Annotated in this window: 18 protein-coding genes and 1 pseudogene; 11 read left to right on the forward strand and 8 right to left on the reverse strand. The window is 73.2% G+C overall.

Features of this window, described 5'->3' with window-relative positions:
- Both ABZ249_RS23680 and ABZ249_RS23685 read left to right on the forward strand, forming a co-directional pair.
- Positions 1 to 572: pseudogene (locus tag ABZ249_RS23680) on the forward strand (succinate--CoA ligase subunit alpha); the annotation flags it as partial.
- The gene (locus tag ABZ249_RS23685) at positions 569 to 2,131 is read left to right on the forward strand and encodes an aldehyde dehydrogenase family protein (RefSeq protein WP_355266662.1); all 1,563 of its coding nucleotides are present in this window, start codon (positions 569 to 571) and stop codon (positions 2,129 to 2,131) included. The pseudogene ABZ249_RS23680 and the gene ABZ249_RS23685, both read left to right, overlap by 4 nt.
- Positions 2,132 to 2,338: 207 nt before the next feature.
- Here ABZ249_RS23685 and fdhD read toward each other — a convergent pair whose 3' ends face one another.
- From fdhD to ABZ249_RS23710, 5 genes are all read right to left on the reverse strand, one after another.
- Entirely contained in the window at positions 2,339 to 3,220 is an 882-nt protein-coding gene (fdhD, locus tag ABZ249_RS23690; protein ID WP_355266665.1) for a formate dehydrogenase accessory sulfurtransferase FdhD, read from the reverse strand.
- 133 nt (positions 3,221 to 3,353) lie between these two features.
- Positions 3,354 to 4,295 carry a 2Fe-2S iron-sulfur cluster-binding protein gene (locus ABZ249_RS23695; RefSeq protein ID WP_355266668.1) on the reverse strand — a complete coding sequence of 314 codons (942 nt, stop codon included), beginning with the start codon at positions 4,293 to 4,295 and terminating at the stop codon, positions 3,354 to 3,356.
- Complete coding sequence (locus tag ABZ249_RS23700; RefSeq protein ID WP_355266671.1) at positions 4,292 to 6,322, reverse strand: NAD(P)H-dependent oxidoreductase subunit E; 2,031 nt, start codon at positions 6,320 to 6,322, stop codon at positions 4,292 to 4,294. Before ABZ249_RS23700 ends, ABZ249_RS23695 begins: the two co-directional genes overlap by 4 nt.
- 203 nt (positions 6,323 to 6,525) lie before the next feature.
- Positions 6,526 to 8,490: a molybdopterin-dependent oxidoreductase gene (locus ABZ249_RS23705; RefSeq protein ID WP_355266674.1), complete on the reverse strand. Its 1,965-nt coding sequence runs from the start codon at positions 8,488 to 8,490 to the stop codon at positions 6,526 to 6,528.
- A 128-nt stretch (positions 8,491 to 8,618) separates the two neighbouring features.
- Positions 8,619 to 9,602, reverse strand: a complete 984-nt coding sequence (locus ABZ249_RS23710) for a 2-dehydropantoate 2-reductase (RefSeq protein WP_355266677.1) — start codon at positions 9,600 to 9,602, stop codon at positions 8,619 to 8,621.
- A gap of 79 nt (positions 9,603 to 9,681) precedes the next feature.
- Here ABZ249_RS23710 and ABZ249_RS23715 point away from each other — a divergent pair, with 79 nt between their 5' ends.
- The 7 genes from ABZ249_RS23715 (at position 9,682) to ABZ249_RS23745 (ending at position 14,384) form a co-directional block, all read left to right on the forward strand.
- Entirely contained in the window at positions 9,682 to 10,977 is a 1,296-nt protein-coding gene (locus tag ABZ249_RS23715) for a molybdopterin-binding protein (RefSeq protein WP_355266681.1), read from the forward strand.
- Between the two features lie 73 nt (positions 10,978 to 11,050).
- The gene (locus ABZ249_RS23720; RefSeq protein ID WP_355266684.1) at positions 11,051 to 11,734 is read left to right on the forward strand and encodes a GntR family transcriptional regulator; all 684 of its coding nucleotides are present in this window, start codon (positions 11,051 to 11,053) and stop codon (positions 11,732 to 11,734) included.
- A gap of 355 nt (positions 11,735 to 12,089) precedes the next feature.
- Complete coding sequence (locus ABZ249_RS23725; protein WP_355266687.1) at positions 12,090 to 12,542, forward strand: helix-turn-helix domain-containing protein; 453 nt, start codon at positions 12,090 to 12,092, stop codon at positions 12,540 to 12,542.
- On the forward strand, positions 12,496 to 12,663 hold the full coding sequence (locus ABZ249_RS23730) for a hypothetical protein (RefSeq protein ID WP_355266690.1): 168 nt from the start codon (positions 12,496 to 12,498) through the stop codon (positions 12,661 to 12,663). Before ABZ249_RS23725 ends, ABZ249_RS23730 begins: the two co-directional genes overlap by 47 nt.
- 102 nt (positions 12,664 to 12,765) lie before the next feature.
- A complete protein-coding gene (locus ABZ249_RS23735) occupies positions 12,766 to 13,617 on the forward strand; it encodes an alpha/beta fold hydrolase (RefSeq protein WP_355266693.1) in 852 nt (283 codons plus the stop codon).
- A 62-nt stretch (positions 13,618 to 13,679) separates the two neighbouring features.
- Positions 13,680 to 13,856 carry a hypothetical protein gene (locus ABZ249_RS23740; protein WP_355266695.1) on the forward strand — a complete coding sequence of 59 codons (177 nt, stop codon included), beginning with the start codon at positions 13,680 to 13,682 and terminating at the stop codon, positions 13,854 to 13,856.
- A 288-nt stretch (positions 13,857 to 14,144) separates the two neighbouring features.
- Positions 14,145 to 14,384 carry a hypothetical protein gene (locus ABZ249_RS23745; RefSeq protein WP_355266698.1) on the forward strand — a complete coding sequence of 80 codons (240 nt, stop codon included), beginning with the start codon at positions 14,145 to 14,147 and terminating at the stop codon, positions 14,382 to 14,384.
- A 139-nt stretch (positions 14,385 to 14,523) separates the two neighbouring features.
- On the opposite strand, the gene ABZ249_RS23750 is transcribed toward ABZ249_RS23745, so the two are convergent.
- Positions 14,524 to 14,829 (reverse strand): transposase, encoded by a 306-nt coding sequence (locus ABZ249_RS23750; RefSeq protein WP_355266701.1) that lies wholly within the window; start codon positions 14,827 to 14,829, stop codon positions 14,524 to 14,526.
- Between the two features lie 164 nt (positions 14,830 to 14,993).
- On the opposite strand from ABZ249_RS23750, the gene ABZ249_RS23755 reads away from it, so the two are divergent.
- Positions 14,994 to 15,467, forward strand: coding sequence for a hypothetical protein (locus ABZ249_RS23755; RefSeq protein WP_355266704.1), 474 nt, complete (start codon positions 14,994 to 14,996; stop codon positions 15,465 to 15,467).
- A gap of 324 nt (positions 15,468 to 15,791) precedes the next feature.
- Here the strand turns inward: ABZ249_RS23755 and ABZ249_RS23760 are convergent, their stop codons facing one another.
- Complete coding sequence (locus tag ABZ249_RS23760; RefSeq protein ID WP_355266707.1) at positions 15,792 to 16,532, reverse strand: hypothetical protein; 741 nt, start codon at positions 16,530 to 16,532, stop codon at positions 15,792 to 15,794.
- Positions 16,533 to 16,646: 114 nt separating this feature from the next.
- The gene (locus tag ABZ249_RS23765; RefSeq protein ID WP_355266710.1) at positions 16,647 to 17,777 is read right to left on the reverse strand and encodes a helix-turn-helix domain-containing protein; all 1,131 of its coding nucleotides are present in this window, start codon (positions 17,775 to 17,777) and stop codon (positions 16,647 to 16,649) included.
- Positions 17,778 to 17,907: 130 nt separating this feature from the next.
- On the opposite strand from ABZ249_RS23765, the gene ABZ249_RS23770 reads away from it, so the two are divergent.
- Entirely contained in the window at positions 17,908 to 19,245 is a 1,338-nt protein-coding gene (locus ABZ249_RS23770) for an MFS transporter (protein ID WP_355266714.1), read from the forward strand.
- The last annotated feature ends 25 nt before the right edge of the window (positions 19,246 to 19,270 follow it).

The raw sequence follows: 19,270 nt of genomic DNA on the forward strand, positions 1-19,270 counted from the left end.
GGATCATCGGCCCGAACTGCCCGGGTCTGATCACCCCGGGCCAGTCGAACGCGGGCATCATCCCGGCGACCATCACCAAGCCGGGCCGGATCGGGTTGGTGTCCAAGTCCGGGACGCTGACCTATCAGATGATGTACGAGCTGGCCGACATCGGCTTCTCCTCGGCGGTGGGTATCGGCGGGGACCCGATCATCGGGACCACGCACATCGACGCGCTGGCGGCGTTCGAGGCCGACCCGGACACCGACGTGATCGTGATGATCGGTGAGATCGGCGGGGACGCCGAGGAGCGGGCGGCGGCGTTCATCAAGGAGAACGTGTCCAAGCCGGTGGTCGGGTACGTGGCGGGGTTCACTGCGCCCGAGGGCAAGACCATGGGGCATGCGGGCGCGATCGTGTCGGGTTCCTCGGGGACCGCGGCCGCGAAGAAGGAGGCGTTGGAGGCCGCCGGCGTCAAGGTCGGTAGAACCCCCACCGAGACCGCAGGGCTCGTCCGGGCCGCCCTGGCGGCCGCCGAAGACCGAGAGGAGGGGGACGGCTCCGCTGCGGCGGAGGCGCCCGCGACCGCATGACGGCGACGACCCTGAAACCCGGTACGGAGTGGGCGGCCCTGTACGCCCGCTGCCGCGAGATCGCCCCGGAGGCCTTCGGGCCCGACCGGGTGCACAACCGCTGGGGCGGCCGCTGGCGCGCCGACGGGCGGCCGCGCACCTCCTACTCCCCGGTGGACGGCACCGAGATCGCCGGGCCGCCCATGCTCGACACCTCCACCGCGGCCCGGGCCGTGGCGGCGGCCGCGATCGAGCACCGCGCCTGGACCCGCGTCCCTCTCGAGGAACGGCGCTCCCGCGTCCGCGCCGCGGTCCGGTCCTGGAGCGAGCACCGGGACACCCTGGCCCTGGCGCTGGTCTGGGAGATCGGCAAGCCCTGGCGGCTGGCCCGCCAGGACGTCGACCGCGCCATCTCCGGTGTGGAGTGGTACCTGGACGAGATCGACGGGATGCTGGACGGGAGGCGGCCGCTGGAGGGGCCCGTCAGCAACATCGCCAGCTGGAACTACCCCATGAGCGTCCTGGCGCACGCCATGTGCGTGCAGGCCCTCGCGGGCAACGGGGTGATCGCCAAGACGCCCACCGACGGCGGGCTCGTGTGCCTCACCCTCGCCGTCGCCCTGGCGGTGGCGGAGGGCCTCCCGTTCACCCTGGTCGGCGGGGGCGGCAGAGACCTCTCCCCGGCACTGGTCCGCAGCCCGGAGATCGGCTGCGTGTCCTTCGTCGGCGGCCGCGACACCGGCGGCCGGGTCGCCGCCGACCTGGCGGACCTGGACCGGCCCCACATCCTGGAACAGGAGGGGCTGAACTGCTGGGGGGTCTGGGAGTACGACGACTGGGACACCCTCTCCGGCCAGATCCGCAAGACCTTCGACTACGCCAAGCAGCGCTGCACCGCCTACCCCCGGTTCGTGGTGCAGAGGTCCCGCTTCGCCGACTTCCTCCAGGCGTACCTGGCCGCGGCGGCGGGGGTGCGGTTCGGCCACCCGCTCGCGGTCGCCGACCCCGGGGACGACCTGCCCGAACTCGACTTCGGGCCGCTGATCAACGCGGCCAAGGCCAAGGAGCTCAACGACCGGGTGGCGGAGGCCGTCGCGGGCGGGGCGGTGCCCCTGTACCGCGGGTCCCTGTCCGACGCCCTGCTGCTCCCCGGCCAGAACACCGACGCCTACATGGCGCCCGTGGCCCTGCTGGAGCCGCCGAGGTCCTCCCCGCTCTTCCACGCCGAGCCCTTCGGGCCGGTCGACTCGGTCGTGCTGGTCGACACCGAGGCCGAGCTCATGGCGGCGATGAACGCCAGCAACGGCGCCCTGGTCGCCACGCTCTCCTGCGACGACACCGACACGGCCGCACGCCTGGCGGCCGGCGTGCGGGCCTTCAAGGTCGGCGTCAACCGCCCCCGCTCGCGCGGCGACCGCGACGAGCTGTTCGGCGGCCTGGGCGACTCCTGGCGCGGGGCCTTCGTCGGGGGCGGGCTCCTCGTGCACGCGGTCACCCGGGGGCCCGCCGACGAGCGGCCGCCCGGCAACTTCCCGCACTACACGCTCCGTCCCCGGGGATGGGAGGGCGCCGTCCATTAGGGGCCCGGCCACCGTCCGTCCCGGTCCGGCGCCCGCGCCGGCCGGGGCGGGCACCGGACCGGGGCGCACGGAGGGACGCGGAGGACGGGGGCGCGCCCCGGGCCCCGACGTGCCGCGAGGCCGCTCGAATGTTCGAGCGGCCTCGCGGAGGTCCGGTATCGGCCCTGGGCGGTACGGGGGGCTGGAACGCACCGGCCAGGGCCGCGCCTACCGGTGCGGAGGGTGCGCAGCCCCTGGGGCCGCCGAGGGCGCGGTGAGCGCCCTCTCCAGGAGAACGCGGTCCCTTCCGCTGTAGACGTTCATGGAACTGCCGCGCAGGAAGCCGACGAGCGTCATGCCCGCCTCCGCGGCCAGTTCGACGGCGAGGGACGAGGGGGCCGAGACGGCGGCCATCATGGGGATGCCCGCCATCCACGCCTTCTGGACCAGCTCGAAGGAGGCGCGCCCGGACACCATGAGCACGGTTCCGCGCAGCGGGAGCCGCCCGGAGCGCAGCGCCCAGCCGACCAGCTTGTCCACCGCGTTGTGCCGCCCCACGTCCTCGCGCAGGGCCAGCAGCTCGCCCTCGGCGGTGAACAGCCCGGCCGCGTGCAGCCCGCCGGTGCGGTCGAACACCCGCTGGGCCTCGCGCAGGCGGTCCGGGAGCCCGGTGAGGGTGGAGACGCTGACCCGCAGGCCGTCGTCGGCCACCGACCACCGCGCCTTGGTGCGCACGGCGTCCAGGCCGGCCTTGCCGCACAGCCCGCACGAGGAGGTGGTGTAGAAGTTGCGCTCCAGTGAGGTGTCGGGGAGAGGCACCCCGGGGGCCAGGGACACGTCCAGCACGTTGTAGGTGTTGGACCCGTCCTCGGTGGCCCCGGCGCAGTAGCGGATGGCGGTGACCTGCGGGCCCTCGGACACCACCCCCTCGCCCACCAGGAACCCGGCGGCGAGGTCGAAGTCGTTCCCGGGGGTGCGCATGGTGACGCTCAGCGGGGAGCCGTCCAGCCTGATCTCCAGCGGCTCCTCCACGACCAAGGTGTCCACGCGTTCGCTTCCGACACCCTCCCTGATCCGGAGGACCTTCTCACGGGCGGTCACCCGTCCCATGCCCCACCACCGCCTTCCGGCGTCCGAGCCGTCTACTGGTCTACTCCTCCCGACATTCGATGTCGAGGGGACGAAGCGTCAAATCGGTGCGGAGGCCGGACCGCCGCCCCGGGGGCCGGCCTCCGCCCGCGGGTCAGCCGTCGCCGCGCCGCTGCACGTGCTGGAAGCCGAACCTGCCCTTGATGCACAGGTTGCCGTGCGTCACCGGGTTGTCGTGCGGGGACGACACCTTGACGATCCGGTTGTCCTGCACGTGCAGGGTCACGTTGCACCCGACCCCGCAGTAGGTGCACACCGTGGTCGTCTCGGTCTGGCGCTCCTCGTCCCAGGTGCCGGCCTTGCGCATCTCGAACTCCGTGGTGAACGACAGCGCCCCGGTCGGGCAGACCTCGATGCAGTTCCCGCAGTACACGCAGGCCGAATCGGGCAGCTCCACGTCGTGCTCGGTGGAGATGCGGGCGTCGAACCCGCGCCCGGCCACCCCGATCGCGAACGTGTTCTGCCACTGGTCGCCGCAGGCGTCCACGCACTTGTAGCACATGATGCACTTCGAGTAGTCGCGCACGTAGAGGTCGTTGTCCACCTTGGCGGGCTGCTCCACGGTCTCGGCCACCGAGCCGTCGCCGGGCCGGTGCTCGCCCGCGTGCCGGGCGTCGCGGACCCCGAGCGCGGCCGGTTCGGCCCGGGGGCCGAACCGGTCCGGGTCCGCCTCGTAGCGCTCCATCCACTCGGCGATCTGGGGCGTGGTGGACAGGTCCACCGACGAGCCCAGCAGTTCCAGGACCAGCTTGCGGCTGTGCCGCACCCGCTCGGAGTCGGTGGACACGCTCATCCCGGCCTCCAGCTTGCGGGAGCAGGCCGGGGCGAGGGTGCGGGCGCCCTCCACCTCCACCACGCACACCCGGCAGGCGTTGCGCGGTGTGAGCGTGTCGCCGTAGCAGAGCGTGGGCACCTCGGTCCCGGCCGCGGCGCAGGCCTCGAGCACGGTGGTGCCCTCCGGCACGCGGACGGCCTCGCCGTCGATGGTCGCGTCGATCAGCCTCTTGGGGGCGGGCAGGAGTACGGGGACGGTCATCGGGCCTCCTCGGTCGCAGCCCGGTCGCCCGGGGCTGGGGTTGCTGTGCCGCCGGGGGCGGGGGTCTCGGTCGCGGGGCCGTCCTCGGAGTACAGGCCCAGCCGGTCGATCGCGGATTCCACGGCGTTCCAGGCGGTCTGGCCCAGGCCGCAGATCGACGCGTCCCGCATCGCCCGCCCGACCTCGCGCAGCAGCGGGATCTCCTTGGCGGGGGAGGCCCCCGCGCGCAGCCGCAGCAGGGACTCCTCCTGCCGCACCGTGCCGACCCGGCAGGGGACGCACTGGCCGCAGGACTCGTCGCGGAAGAAGGCGGCCACGCGTGCCAGGATCGCGGGCAGGTCGGCGGTGTCGTCCAGGACCAGCACCACGCCCGAGCCCAGGGACGCCCCGGCGGCGCGCGCCCCCTCGAAGGTCAGCGGGATGTCCAGTTCGTCGGCCCGGACGAAGGTGCCGGCGGCCCCGCCCAGGAGCACGGCCCTGATCGAGCGCCCCTCGGGCGGCCCGCCCGCGGCCTCGATCAGGTCGCCCAGGGTGGCCCCGAAGGGCAGCTCGTACAGGCCGGGGCGGCGCACCCCGCCCGACAGGCAGAACAGCTTGGGGCCCGTGGACCCGGAGGTGCCCACGGCCGCGTACGCCGGTCCGCCCATCAGCAGCACGGGCAGGACGTTGACCAGGGTCTCCACGTTGTTCACGGTGGTCGGCTTGCCGAACAGGCCCTTCTCCACCGGGAACGGCGGTTTGGTGCGGGGCTCGCCGCGCTGCCCCTCGATGGAGCCGAAGATCGCGGTCTCCTCGCCGCAGATGTAGGCGCCCGCGCCGCGCCGGATCTCGATGTCGAAGGAGAAGCCCGACCCCATGATGTCGGTGCCGAGCAGCCCGCGCTCCCGGGCCAGGGATATGGCGTTCTCCAGGTGCAGCAGGGCCCGGGGGTACTCGCCCCGGATGTAGAGGTAGCCGGTGCGCGCCCCGATCGCGTACCCGGCGATGGTCATGGCCTCGACGACGGAGAAGGGGTCGCCCTCCATGAGGACGCGGTCCTTGAAGGTTCCCGGCTCGCTCTCGTCGGCGTTGCACACCAGGTAGTGCGGGGTGTCCGGCTGCTGGGCGGTGGCGTTCCACTTGCGCCCGGTGGGGAAGGCCGCCCCGCCCCGGCCGACCAGGCCGGAGTCGGTGACCTCCCGGATCACCCCGGCGGGGCCGAGCCGCAGGGCCTCGCGCAGTGCGGCGTACCCGCCCGCGGAGCGGTAGTCGTCGAGGCTGAGCGGGTCCACACGGCCGATCCGGCGCAGGAGGACGTGGTCGGGGGAGCCCGCGTCGGGGACGGCGTCCTCGGGGCGGGGCTCGGGGGAGGCGCCGGGCAGGGGCTCGGGGTGGAAGGTGGTGGGGTGGGCGGTCCCGGGGCCGTGGGGGCGGTGGCCGTTGGTCGGCTCCTCCCCGCGGGGCGCGCCCTCGGTGAGCGAGTCGAGCCCGTCGGGGGTGGCCGGGGCCGCGACCGCGTACCGGGCCGGCGCCCCGGCCTGGAGGGAGAGCGCCGCGGGGGCGCGCTCGCACATGCCCAGGCACGGGCTCTCGTGCCAGGTGACGGGGGGAGCGTCGGGGCCGGCGGCCTCCGAAGCGGCTCCGGGAGGGCCCAGGCGCTCGGCCAGCCGGTCGCGCAGCGCGCCCGAGCCCGCCGCCGCGCAGGCGATGTCGGTGCACAGGTGCACGACCCTCCGGGGGCGCTCGTGCAGGGCGAACATCGCGTAGAAGGAGGCGACGGCGTAGGCCTCGGCCGGGGGGACGGTGAGTCTGCGGCAGATGTGGTTGAGCGCGCCCCGGCTGATCCAGCCCACCCGGTCGTTGACCGCGTGCAGGGCGGGCAGGAGCAGGTCGCGCCGGTCGCGGGCGGCGTGGCCGCCCCTGGCGTAGCGCAGGTCGGAGTCCCGGCGCGTCCCGCCGTCCCAGCCGGATTCGGGCGTGCCCAGGAGTGAGTCGACGGCGTCGCGTTCGGCTTCGGTGGCCGCCTCGTCCAGAAGTCGCAGGTCCACGCCCGGATCACCTCAATCGTGTAAGACAGATCACAGGATTCTGTATACAGAAGACAGTAGGATGGGAGTTCCGGATTGACAACCCTCGTCACCGATGCGAATCCGTCGGCGGAGGCGGTCGCTCCGGGCGTCCGGTCGAACGGACACGGGGTGGACCGTCCCGCCAGGGGGCTGGGAGACGGTCCACCCTTCGCCCTCCCGGGCTAGCGGAGCGCCCCGTCCGGGGCGTCCCTGCGCTCGGCCGGGGTCCGGGGGCCGAGGCGCTCGATCCGCACGGCGGCCGCCTTGTACTCGGCGGTCCCCGCGATGGGGTCGGTGGCGTCGATGGTCAGCAGCTGGGTGTCGACCTGGTGCGGGAAGTGGAAGGTCATGAACACCAGGCCCGGCCGCATGGACTCGGTGATCGAGGCCGGGACCAGGACCGAGCCGCGGCGGGAGGTCACGCGGACCGTCTCGCCGTCCTCGATCCCGAGCTTGGCCGCGTCCTCCGGGGACAGGTCCAGCAGCTCACCGCGCCGCAGGGGCGAGGAGAACCCCCCGGTCTGCACCCCGGTGTTGTAGTCGTCCAGGCGGCGGCCGGTGGTGAGCCGGAACGGGAAGTCCTCGTCCAGCAGGTCCACCGGCGGCGAGTGGCCCACGATCCCGAACGGCGCGGGGTCGCCCCGCAGCGCCGGGTCCTTGGACCACAGGCGGGAGTGCAGATAGCTCGGCTCCACCCTGTCCTCGGAGTAGCAGGGCCACTGGATGCCGTCCAGCTCGGCCAGGCGCGCGTAGGTCATGCCCCGGTGCATGGGGGACAGCGAGCGCACCTCGTCCCAGATCTCCTCCGCCGCCGGGCGCTCCCACTCGTGGCCGAGCCGGTTGGCCAGCTCGCACATGATCTCGATGTCGTCCCTGGCGCCCTCCGGCGGGTCCAGGGCCTTGCGCACCAGCTGGACGCGCCGCTCGCTGTTGGTGAAGGTGCCGTCCGACTCGCACCAGGCGGCGCTCGCGGGGAGCACGACGTCGGCGAGCTCGGCGGTGCGGGTGAGGAAGATGTCCTGCACCACCAGGTGGTCCAGGGCCTGCAGCCGGGCGGTGGTCTTGTGCGTCTCGGGCTCGGACTGCACGGGGTTCTCGCCGATGACGTAGAGGGTCTTGAGCTCGCCCTCCTCCATCGCCTCGAACATCTGGGTCAGGTTCAGGCCCTTGCGCCCCTGGATGGGGCGGCCCCAGGCGCGCTCGAACGGCGCCCGGACCTCGGGGTCCAGGATGTCCTGGAAGCCGACCAGCCGGTCGGGGATGGCGCCCATGTCGCCGCCGCCCTGCACGTTGTTCTGGCCGCGCAGCGGGTTGAGCCCGGAGCCGTACCTGCCCACGTGCCCGGTCAGCAGGGACAGGTTGATGAGCGCGCGCACGTTGTCGGTCGCGTTGTGGTGTTCGGTGATGCCGAGGGTCCAGCACAGCTGGGCGCGCTCGGCGCGGGCGTAGGTGTGGGCGAGCTCGCGGATGGCCTCTGCGGGCACGCCGGTCTCGGCCGAGGCCGCGGCGAGCGTCCACGGCTCCACCAGGGCGCGGTACTCGTCGATGCCGCTGGTGGCGCGCTCGATGAAGGACTCGTTGGCGAGCCCCGCGTGCAGGATCTCCCGGCCGATCGCGTGCGCCAGCGGGATGTCGGTGCCCACGTTGAGGCCGAGCCAGCGGTCGGCCCATTCGGCGGTGGACGTCCGCCGGGGGTCCACGACGAAGAGCCGGGCCCCGTTGCGCACGCCCTTGAGCACGTGCTGGAAGAAGATCGGGTGCGCGAACCGCGGGTTGCCGCCCCAGATGACGATGAGGTCGGTGTCCTCGATCTCCGCGTAGGAGGAGGTGCCGCCGCCGGACCCGAAGGCGGCGGCCAGGCCCGCGACGCTGGGCGCGTGGCAGGTGCGGTTGCAGGAGTCGACGTTGTTGGTGCCGACGACGACGCGCGTGAACTTCTGCGCGATGAAGTTCATCTCGTTGGTGGCCCTGGCGCAGGAGAGCATGCCGAAGGAGTCGGGCCCGTGGCGTTCGATGCCCTGGCGGAACCCGGCCGCGGCGCGGTCCAGGGCCTCCTCCCAGGAGGCCGGGCGCAGCTCGCCGTGTTCGCGGACCAGGGGAGTGGTGAGGCGGTCATAGGGGGCTGAGAAGTCTTCGGAACGACGCATGTGGCCTCGCTTGGAGTTCGTGGCCTTGGAGAGAATACTGTATGCAATGTTGAAGGCCGCGGCAATGGGCGGTCCGGGGAAAGGGCGGTCCGGGAGGGGCCGCGGGTGCCGGCTCCGGGGTCGGAGGGCTAGGCGGGGGCGGGCTCGGAGACCCTCTGGTTCAGGAGGCCGGCCACGGCGTCGACCGCGCGGAGGGTGGGCACGGGGGCGCCGGTGAGGTCGGCCAGCTCGACCACGGCGGACAGGATGACGTCCAGCTCCATGGGCCGGCCCCGTTCCAGGTCGTGGAGGGTGGAGGTCCGGTGGTCGCCGGTCCGCTCCGCGCCCGCGAGCCTGCGTTCGACCGAGATGTCGGGGTGCACGCCCAGCCGGGCGGCCACGTCCAGGGTCTCGTTCATCATGGTGCGGGCCATGTCCCGGGTCGAGCGGTGGCGGCAGATCTGCGCCATGGTCGAGCGGGTGAGCGCGCTGAGCGGGTTGAAGACGATGTTGCCCATCAGCTTCACCCAGATGTCCACGCGCAGGTCGGGCTCGACCGGGCACTTCAGCCCGCCGGCCACCATCGCCGCGGACAGGTCGCGGCAGCGCTGGGAGTCGGAGCGGTCGGGCTCGCCGATGGAGAACCGGGTGCCCTCGATGTGCCGGACCACCCCCGGCTCGACGATCTCGGTGGCCGCGTAGACCACGCAGCCGATGGCGCGCTCGACCGGGATCGCCCGGCTGACCGCGCCGCCCGGGTCCACGCTCTCGATCCTCCGGCCGGCGAACGGCCCCCCGATCCCGTGGAAGTACCACCAGGGGATGCCGTTCTGCGCGGCGACCACGGCGGTGGACGGGCCCAGAAGCGGGCGCAGCAGCGGGCCGCACGCGGCGTAGTGCTGGGCCTTGAGGCCGAGCAGGACGATGTCCACGGGGCCGACCTCGCCGGGGTCGTCCGTGGCGTGGGGGTGCGCGGTGAAGTCGCCGCGGGGGCTGAGCACCCGGACGCCCCGCTCGCGCAGGGCCCGCAGGTGCTCGTTGCGGGCTATGAGGTGGACATCGGCTCCGCCGCGGTGCAGTGCGGCGCCCGCGTAGGCGCCGATCGCTCCGGCGCCGAGGACGGCGATGCGCATGGGAACTCCTTCCATTTACCATACTGTATACAGTATGCTTTGTGGTGTTCGTCTCCTCACCTCGGCAGGGAGAGAAGGAATGCCCGACTCGGTCGCCCCGGAAACTTCTCTGGTTCTTCGTCTCCACGGCCGTCGGCGGGGCCACGCGCCGACACCCTGGCACCGCGCCCGCGAGCTGGCGCGCGAGGCCGGCGCCGAGGGCACCACGCCCGTGGAGGAGGTGCCGCTCTCCGCGGCCCTCGGCTCCACGCTCGGGGCCGACCTCGTCTCCGCGGTCGACGTCCCCGTCCTGGACAGCGCCGCCATGGACGGCTACGCCGTCTGCGGCGAGGGGCCCTGGACCGTCCTGGGCCGGGCACTGGCCGGACACCGCGGGCCCGTCGCCCGCCTCAACGCGGGGGAGGCGGTGGAGATAGCCACGGGTGCCATCGCTCCGGACGGCACCACCTCCGTCCTCCCCTACGAGCGCGCCACCCTGGCTCCGGCCGGGCCGGAAGGGGCCGCCCCGGCGGCGGCCGCCGGAGACCGGGGCGGCGCGCCGGGACCGGGGGGCGCGGGGCTCCTGAGCGGTGCGACCGAGCCGGGGGAGCACCTGCGACTGCGGGGCGAGACCACCCCGGCCGGGACGGTGGTCGCACGCGCCGGGAGCCCCGTCACCCCCGCGCTCCTGGGCCTGGCCGCGGGCCTGGGGCGGGACGCCCTGCCGGTGCTCCGCCCCCGGGTCCGCGTCCTGGTCACCGGCGACGAGGTGGTGCGCGAGGGCGTCCCGCGCCCCGGGGCGGTGCGCGACGCGATCGGCCCCGTGCTGCCCGGGCTGGTGGCCTGGGCCGGCGGCGCGTGCGCGCCCCCGGAGCTGCTGGCGGACCGGCGGGAGGACCTGGAGCGGGCACTGGACGAGGCGTCGGGGACCGACCTGGTCGCGGTCTGCGGCTCCTCGTCGAAGGGTCCGGCCGACCACCTGCGCGCGGCGCTGACCGGCCTCGGCGCGCGGTTCGTGGTCGACGGGGTGGCTTGCCGCCCCGGCCACCCGCAGGCCCTGGCGGTCCTGCCCTCCGGCGCCGTGGTCGTGGGGCTGCCGGGCAACCCCGGCGCGGCCCTCGTCGCCGCCCTCACCCTGCTCGTCCCCGCGCTGAGCGGCCGGGCGGGCCGGCGCGACCCGGCCCACACCGGGCAGCGGGCCCGGCTCATCGGCGAGACCCGTCCCCACGCCTCCGACGTGCGGCTGGTCCCGGTGCGCGTGAGCCGCGACCTCGCAGTGGAGCTGCCCTCCAGCGGCTCCGCCGACCTGCGCGCGGCCGCCGTGGCCGACGCGTTCGCGGTCGTCCCGCCCGCCCGCACGCCGGGACTCGTCGAACTCGTCGGGACGCCCCGATGACCCGTGGACCCTCTGCACTTCGTAGACTGTCTACAGTGAACCCGACCACGCAGCCGGAATCTGGAGACTCCTCATGTCCTCGCAGGGATTGAACGCCGTCGCAGGACGGATCCAGCGCCCGGTTCCGTTGCGGGAGTCCGTCTACGAGGCCATCCTCGACCTCATCACCACCCGTGCGCTCTCACCCGGCCAGCACCTGGTCGAGACCGAGCTGGCCGGGACCCTCGGCGTGTCGCGCCAGCCGGTCCGCGAGGCCATGCAGCGGCTCAGCAACGAGGGCTGGGTGGACCTGCGGCCCGGCTACGGCGCGTTCGTGCACACGCCCACCGAGAGCGAGGCCGACCAGCTCCTGGCCGTCCGCGCGATGCTGGAGGCCGAGTCCGCCAGGCTCGCCGCCGAGCACGCCTCGCCCGAGCAGATCCGGCACCTGCGCGAGCTCGTCTCCGCGGGCCGGGCGGCCACCGGACACGCGGACACCGAAGCCGTGGTCCAGGCCAACGCCGACTTCCACCGGGCCGTCACCGAGGCCTCCGGCAACCGGGTGCTGGCCGAACTGGCCGCCCAGGTGGACCGCCGGGTCCGCTGGTACTACGCACCCGTCGCCGGCATCCGGGGCTCGGCCTCCTGGGACGAGCACGAGCAGCTGGTCGAGGTCATCGAGCAGGGCGACGCGGCCCGCGCCCGCCTGCTCATGAGCGAGCACACCGAGCGCACCCGCCGCACCTACCACGAAGAGGTCGACGGCGTCCGGCCCTGACCCCGCGGGCCGGGCGTCCGCACGGCCCGGAGGGCCCGGCGGGGCCCTCCGCCGTGGTGGGAGCGTTGGGAGACGTTCGCGTCTCCCGCCACCCCCCCGTCACTCCCGACCCTGGGAGAGCTCCTCGATCGCACGCGGAAGAAGCGATCGTGCCGGAGCCTTCCTGGTGGTCGCGGATCATCCACACCTGGCCGTCCTTCACGCTGGTCGGCGCGTACGAACTGCTCATGCGCGAGTTCCGCGCTATCGCCGGGACGCCGGCGGTGAGTGCCGTGAGGTCGGTCTTCGAGTCAGCGCTTGGTCCGGCCGCATACTCTTTCTTGATCGATCGATCCAGATAGTTTGCGGTGGGGCCATGGCAAGGACCCGGGAGTTCGACACCGAAGCGGCCGTGGGCCGCGCCATGGAGCTGTTCTGGGCGCGTGGCTACGAGGCGACCTCGGTGCGCGACCTGACCCAGCGCCTGGGGATCGGGCAGGGGTCTCTGTACGCGGCGTTCGGTGGCAAGGACGGCCTGTACCGGGCCGCGCTGGAGCACTACCGCGCCACCCTCGCGGCGGATGCCCTGCGTGCTCTGGAGGAGGGGGCGGACGCTCGCGCGGCGATCCGTACGCTGCTGACGGAGCGGATCCGCGTCGCCGTGGAGCGCGGCGGTCAGGGCTGCCTGGCCGTCAACGCCGCCTGCGAGAGGCTGCCGCAGGACGCGGCGACCCGGCGCACCGTGCGCGACGCAGGACGCGAGCCGGGAGGCGCTGACCGAGGTGCTGCGGGCCGCGAGGGACCGGGGCGAGATCGCCGAGCGCCATGACCCGCACACGGTCGCCGCCTTCCTGGTCGCCTTCCTCAACGGCCTGCTGGTCTCCTCGAAGATCACCCCGGACCGCTCCTTCGAGCCCCTCATCGACGTCGCGCTGACCGCTCTCGACTGACGCGGCCCTCACAGCCCGGGCCGGGCGTTGTCATGCCCTCATTCTGTAACGAACGATCAAGAAAGTGGATGTCCCAGGATGTACGACCATGACGGAGCGCCCATGCGCACCGGCCGTGCCACCGTCAACGGAACGAGCCTGCACTATCGGACGGCCGGGTCCGGTCCCGCCGTGGTGCTGCTGCACGGCGTGCCCAAGACGGGCTACCACTGGCGCCACCTGGTCCCGAAGCTGACGCCCCACCACACCGTCGTCGTGCCCGACCTGCGCGGTCTCGGTGACTCCGCCCGCCCCGCGGACGGCTACGACTCCGGGACGATGAGTGACGACATCGCCGGGCTGGCGGCCCGCCTCGGCCACGAGACCTACGCTGTGATCGGCGAGGACTGGGGCGCGGTGATCGGCTACCAGCTCGCCGCCCGCCACCGCGACCACGTCACCTCCCTCGTCTTCGCCGAGGCGCTGCTCCCCGGCTTCGGCTTCGAGGACCACACGGCCCTCACCCCCGAGAACGTCTCCGGCATGCACCTGTGGCACCGGGGCTTCTACTTCCAGCCCGACGTGCCCGAGATGCTGATCTCCGGGCACGAACGCGAACTGATCACCTACATGATCAAGAGCGAGCGCAGCCACCCCGACACCGCCACCCCCGAGGCCATCGAGGAGTACATGCGCTGTTACTCCCTGCCCGGCGGCATCCGCGCCATGCTCGCCGTCTACCGGGCGATGCTCACCGATGCCGAACAGAACCGGGAGGCGGCCCGAAAGAAGCTCGACATCCCCGTCCTGACGCTCGGCGGCTCCGCCTTCATCGGCGAGCGCAACGCGGAGCAGGCACGGTTCGTGGCGCACGACGTCACCGGACACGTCTTCGACGCGGGCCACGACCTCGCGGAGGAGGTACCCGACGAGATGGCCGCCGTGGTACTGCCGTTCCTGGCTGTGCACCGGTAGCGGTCGGCCCTCCGGCCGTCACCGAACTGCCGCCCGGGTCACGGCCCTGCCATCAGAGCGCGATGACGGCGATCCCGACCGGAACCGCCTACGCGGTCCGGGCCGGGCTCGGGGCGGCCTTCACGGTGGCGTGGCCGATGTTCACGGGTGGGGAGCCCGCCACGGCACTGCGGCTGGCGCTGCTCGCCGGAATCGTGGGCAGCGTGGTGGGACTCGAGCTCCTCAAGCCCGCCGGCTGACTCCGCGCACCACTCGCCGCCACACCATGAAGCCCCGCACCCCGAAACCCCGGGGTGCGGGGCTTTTCTCGTGTCCGGTCGCCGACGCCCCTGACCTGCCATAACCACCACCATCCGCCGCCCCCGCTCTACGGCACTGGGAGGACACCGCACCCGCTGTACCGCATGGCGAAAGGACCACGACGATGGCGATCCGCTCTGAGGCGAACCGCACCGCCCCCTGCCCGGTGGCTCGGGCCGCCGCCGCACTGGAGGCCGACCCACACCGACCGGCACCAATAGGAGCAGGTGCGCGGGCTGATCGGCCGGGACGAGACCGCCAAGGCCCTCGACCGGCCCCGGGCAGGTGTGTGCCCGGGACCCGCGGCGGCGGCCCCGCCGGACCACCCGCGGGTGGCCACCCTGTCGGCGCTGGCCGCCCACACCGTCGTCGGCGCCACCGTCCCGTGCCAGATCCGCATCCCTCGCCCGCGGGTGAGTTCGGCGTGCACCCGCCGCACCCCGTGGACGCCGTTGGACGCGGCGTAGATCTGGCGGATGGTGTCGGTGAGCAGCACGTGCCGGACCGAGCGGGCCGAGGGCCCGCGGTCGCGCCAGGTGTAGAACCCCGACTCCGATACCCCCAGCACCCGGACGGCGACCTGGACCGGATGGCCCTCGGCGGCCATCACAGCGATCGCTTCGAACCGTCTTTTGGGGTCACCACCTTCCCCAGCAGCTCACTGGCCCGGCGGTGGATCGCCGGCTCGGCCTCCAGTGCGGCGATGCGCTTGTTGGCCGCGGCCAGCTCGGTCTTCTCGGCGCTGGTCAGGCCCGGGGCCAGGCTTCGGTCGATGCGGTCCTGGCGCCGCCAGGCGTAGATCGTCTCGGTACTGATGTCCAGATCGCGTGCCACGGCCGCGACGCCGCGTCCGGCCTGGACCAGGTCCAGGACCTCGCGGCGGAACTGGTCGGGGTATCCACGACGTCCCACGATGCCCCCCTTCAAGGGCCACGTGGTCCCAGGATCCGGAAAACCGACTCCGAAAAACGCAGGGCACACCACACCGTCTGTCAGGGAGATGGCCTGAAGAGGTCACTCCCACCGCCCGTTCGGCCGGGCGCGGGTATACCGCGCAGATGAGGAGTTTCTTCAGGGTGCACGCGGACTATGTCGGGCGCGTGGGTGTCGAGGTGGGGATCTTCGTGGCGGTCGATCACCTCCGGCGGGCGGGGATGCTCTCGGAGGCAGAGGAGGACCTCTACTTCGACATCGACGACTGGTTCCGGGACGCCCTGCCCGTCCCGCCCCTGTACACGGACGGGAACACGCTGGGAGCGGTGACGTGGTTCCGGCGGTCCGTGCGCACCCGGAGCGATTTCGTGGAGCGGATCGACACCCTGCGGGGGATCCTCACTACCCACGGGGTTTCCCACCGGGAGAGTACCTCCGACGACCCGGGCCGCATCGTGTACGAGGACGACCACCAGGTCGGCGTCGTGCCCCCTGTCCGTCGGCCGGTCACCCCCCTTCCCTTCCCGCCCTTCCCACCGGGGACCGTGCTGGGGCCGACGACCGCGGGCTCCAAGCGGCATCTGGCCCGAAAGGCGACACGGCCGGAGGGGACCTGAACACTGTGCGGAGGGCAGAGGCCACGGCCGTCCCGCCGCCGGCGCGGCTCCTTCTCCTGCCGGGGGGATGGCGGCTGCGAGCCGCGCGGTTTCGGCGCGCGGAACCTCGACGGCACTCCGGCGGGGGATCGAGTACAGGTGCGAGCGCACCGACGGCTCCAGGCAGACCGAGGACACCACGGCGTCGACCACGGTCTCGACGTGCCGCCGTTGCAGGTCCGGGTCCGGTCGCGACCGGTGAACAGGTGGGGCGGTGGCGGGGCTGTCAGCGGCGGCCCGGGAGCCGGTCGGCGGCCTCGCCCGGGCAGGCGTCCGGCGCGGGGATCACCAGTCGTCGAGCGAGCCGACGAGCATTGCGCCGGAGATCCCGCTGAAGAGGACGGTGACCAGGATCTTCGCGAAGAGCTCGGCCCCGGTGGGCATGCCGTAGGCCAGGGCGTCCACCACCATGACCACCGGCATCAGTCCCATGAACATCCAGGTGAAGGCGCGGAAGCAGAGCATGAAGAACCCGTCCCACCAGCCGAACAGCCCCCACAGCAGGATCCCGAGGCCGAGGAAGGCCAGGTACGACCAGGCTATGAGCGCCCCGCCGGACTCCGGCAGGAACCACTCCGCGCCGCCCGCCACCTCCACGCCGACGACCTCTCCCTGCCAGAGTCGCAGTGTGGCCGGATGCCCCTCCTCGGCCTCGGAGTAGAAGGTCGACGACACGTCGCGGGTCTGGTGGGAACCGTCGGCCCGCTGCCAGGTGACCTCGTAGTGGGTGGTCCTGGTCGTGCTGGTGTGGGTGTGGCCGTTGGCGTCGGTGTACGTCGACGTCGAGGTGGTGGTGTAGGTGTGCCGGCCGACGATGGTGGCCGCCTCGCTGTCGAAGCAGTCGTCCGTACCCCTCTCGCACGCCACGGCCGCGCGGAACTGCCGGGTCTGCTGGTACGGCCCGGCGGCGCCGAACAGCGCCGCCGCGAGCACGCCCAGGCCGAGCACGACCACCACCGCCCGTCCGAGGACGGGCGTGTGGGCCGGTGAGCGGCGCAGCGGAGAACGGAACCGGTGAAGCCTCATTGCACCATCCCTACGATCACCTGTGAGGGGGCGGTGGATCGCCGATCCGTTGATGCCCGCTCGCGGTCCGCGGAACCCCTCCCGCCGGGGCGCCCCGGGGTCTCCTGCCCGGTCCTAGCGCAGGCCCGCCAGGGCCAGCTGGGCCGCGGACGCGTCCACCGGCCGGGAGACGTCGAGGCCGGTGGCGTCGGCGAACCTGCGCAGGCGGTTGATGACCGTGTTGCGGTGGCAGAACATCCGCTGCGCGACCTCGGTGACCGAGCCGGTCCTGAAGTAGTTCTCGACCGTCTCGATCTGGAGGTTCCTCTCCCGCTCGGAGAACCCCCCGAGCGCCTCCCCGACGTCCTTGGAGAAGGCCTCGGCGACCGGGCCCAGGCGCGCGCCCGCCAGCCGGGTCCAGTGGCTCCCGACCGTCGCCGCCGCGCCCTCCCGCGCCCACGGCGCCAGCTCGCAGGCGACCCGCCACATCGGGGCGATCTCCCCGAGGCCGCGGGCGCTCGGCGAGATCCCGACGGGGCTCCGCGACAGCTCGGCCCCGGCGGCGCCCGTGGCCTCCGCCGCGGGGACGAGGGCGAACTCGACCCCGTCCGAACGGAGCGGGACCGCCCTGGGCAGGAGCTCGCCGATCCGGTCCCTGAAGCCGCGCGCGTGGTCCCCGTCGGCCACCACGACGATGTGGACGCCGTCGGCGCGCAGCCCCAGGGCCTGCGCCGCCTGCGCGTGCAGGCGCGCGTCCGCGCCGGAACCGCTCAGCAGGTGCCGCAGCAGGAACGCGTGCTCCAGCTCCAGTTCGGCGCGCACCCGCGCGATCTCGTCGGTGTACCCGGTCTGCACGTGCGTCGTGTGCACCTCCACCGCCTCCCAGATGGAGATGACGTCCTCGGAGAAGGCGGGGAAGTCGGGCTCGGGGACGTGGGCGCGCATCGCCTCCCACAGGAAGCGGAAGTCCATGCGCACGGCGCGCAGCAGCGACTCCAGGGGGATCCCGCGGCGGGCGCGCGAGCGCCCCACCTCGACCGAGTGGGCCCGCAGCTCCTCGTAGCGGTCCCGGCCCCGCAGGAGTTCCAGCAGGAGTTCGAGCGTGGCCCGGGCCGTGCCGTACAGCTCCGTGTCGTCGATGACGGTCTCGGCGTAGCCGGTGAGCTCGCGGACCCTGCGGACGTAGGCCCCGGCTATGGAGTCGAGTTCCGCCAGACACGCCCCCGCGGCGCGGGGGACGACACCCGACTGTTCGGATTTGTGCATGTGCACATTTTAGAGGGGATTTCCGTGGTGATCTGCGCTTGTCGGGGTGCGTTCCTTCCAAGACGATGATCGGTATCACACCTGGTCGTTCATGTTCCGTCCGACCGGTGCACATCTCCCGGAGGATCACATGTCACGACCCGACCCCGCCGTGCCCGAGCGAGGGCCGAAGGTGAACGCGGCCGACGCTGGACGGATCGCCTTCGCCGCCTTCGTCGGGACCGCCCTGGAGTGGTACGACTACTTCCTGTTCGGCACGGCCGCCGCCCTGGTCTTCAACCGCCTGTTCTTCACCGACCTGGACCCGAGCGCGGGGCTCATGGCGTCCCTGGCGACCTTCGGCGTGGGCTTCGCCGCCCGGCCGATCGGGGCGCTGATCTTCGGCTACGTCGGCGACCGCTACGGCCGGCGGCCCGCCCTGCTGACGACCATCGTCATGATCGGCTGCGCCACCGGGCTCATCGGGGTGATCCCCGACTACCTCGCGATCGGGATCGCCGCGCCGCTCCTGCTCGCGGTCCTGCGGCTCCTCCAGGGGCTGGCCGTGGGCGGCGAATGGGGCGGTGCCATCACCATCGCCATCGAGCACGCCCCCGAGCGCCAGCGCGCCCGGTACGCCGCCCTGGTCCAGGTCGGGTCCCCGGTCGGCACGCTCATCTCCTCCGCCGCCTTCGCGGCCGTGCTGCTGCTGCCCGCGGCCGAGTTCGACGCCTGGGGATGGCGCCTGCCGTTCCTCGCGGCCTTCCCGCTGCTCGGCATCGCCCTGTACATCCGCCTCAAGGTGGAGGAGTCCCCGGTCTTCCAGGAGCTCGTGGAGATGGAGGACCGCGCCAAGGTGCCCGCCCTGGCCCTGTTCCGCGAGGCCGGGGGCCGCCTGGCCGTGGCGGTCGCCGCCGCGCTGCTGGGGGTCGGCGGGTTCTACATGATGACGACCTTCGTGGTCTCCTACGCCTCCACCGTCCTGGAGGTCGACCGCCAGGTGGCCGTGAACGCGACCCTGGTCGCCGCCGTCCTCCAGATCGCGACGACGCTGGTCGCCGGGCGCGTGGCCGAGCGCTTCGGCCCGGGGCGGATGACGGTGATCGGCGCCGTGGCCACGGGCGCGGCCGCCTTCCCCCTCTTCCGGCTCATCGACACGGGCGCCCCCTGGGCGATCACCGTCGCGGTGGCCGCCGGCATCTGCCTGATCACCCTGGCCTACGCCGTCACCGGCACCCTGCTGGCCGACCTCTTCCCGCCCCGGCTCCGCTACAGCGGCGTCTCCCTGGGCTACAACCTCGCCGGAACCCTCAGCGGGTTCCTCCCGCTCATCGCCACCGCCCTCCTGGCCGTGGACGACGGCGCGTCCTGGCCCGCGGTCCTGGTCCTGATCGGCATCTGCGCCGTCACCGCCCTCGGCGGCGCGGCCGGCGAGCGCATCCGGGCCAAGGACATCCGCGCAGCGGCGGACGCGCGCACCGCGGCGTGAAGCGCCCGCACCGACGACAGCACCG

It is taken from the genome of Nocardiopsis sp. NPDC006139 (genome assembly GCF_040614155.1).
In the GTDB taxonomy this organism is placed as follows: domain Bacteria; phylum Actinomycetota; class Actinomycetes; order Streptosporangiales; family Streptosporangiaceae; genus Nocardiopsis; species Nocardiopsis changdeensis.

Bases quoted from the DNA above. Each gene is read 5' to 3' on its own strand.
- ABZ249_RS23685 (WP_355266662.1), top strand. From the start codon at position 569: ATGACGGCGACGACCCTGAAACCCGGTACGGAGTGGGCGGCCCTGTAC.
- fdhD (WP_355266665.1), bottom strand. From the start codon at position 3,220: ATGGGACGGGTGACCGCCCGTGAGAAGGTCCTCCGGATCAGGGAGGGT.
- ABZ249_RS23695 (WP_355266668.1), bottom strand. From the start codon at position 4,295: ATGACCGTCCCCGTACTCCTGCCCGCCCCCAAGAGGCTGATCGACGCG.
- ABZ249_RS23705 (WP_355266674.1), bottom strand. From the start codon at position 8,490: ATGCGTCGTTCCGAAGACTTCTCAGCCCCCTATGACCGCCTCACCACT.
- ABZ249_RS23710 (WP_355266677.1), bottom strand. From the start codon at position 9,602: ATGCGCATCGCCGTCCTCGGCGCCGGAGCGATCGGCGCCTACGCGGGC.
- ABZ249_RS23715 (WP_355266681.1), top strand. From the start codon at position 9,682: ATGCCCGACTCGGTCGCCCCGGAAACTTCTCTGGTTCTTCGTCTCCAC.
- ABZ249_RS23720 (WP_355266684.1), top strand. From the start codon at position 11,051: ATGTCCTCGCAGGGATTGAACGCCGTCGCAGGACGGATCCAGCGCCCG.
- ABZ249_RS23725 (WP_355266687.1), top strand. From the start codon at position 12,090: ATGGCAAGGACCCGGGAGTTCGACACCGAAGCGGCCGTGGGCCGCGCC.
- ABZ249_RS23735 (WP_355266693.1), top strand. From the start codon at position 12,766: ATGCGCACCGGCCGTGCCACCGTCAACGGAACGAGCCTGCACTATCGG.
- ABZ249_RS23740 (WP_355266695.1), top strand. From the start codon at position 13,680: ATGACGGCGATCCCGACCGGAACCGCCTACGCGGTCCGGGCCGGGCTC.
- ABZ249_RS23760 (WP_355266707.1), bottom strand. From the start codon at position 16,532: ATGAGGCTTCACCGGTTCCGTTCTCCGCTGCGCCGCTCACCGGCCCAC.
- ABZ249_RS23765 (WP_355266710.1), bottom strand. From the start codon at position 17,777: ATGCACAAATCCGAACAGTCGGGTGTCGTCCCCCGCGCCGCGGGGGCG.
- ABZ249_RS23770 (WP_355266714.1), top strand. From the start codon at position 17,908: ATGTCACGACCCGACCCCGCCGTGCCCGAGCGAGGGCCGAAGGTGAAC.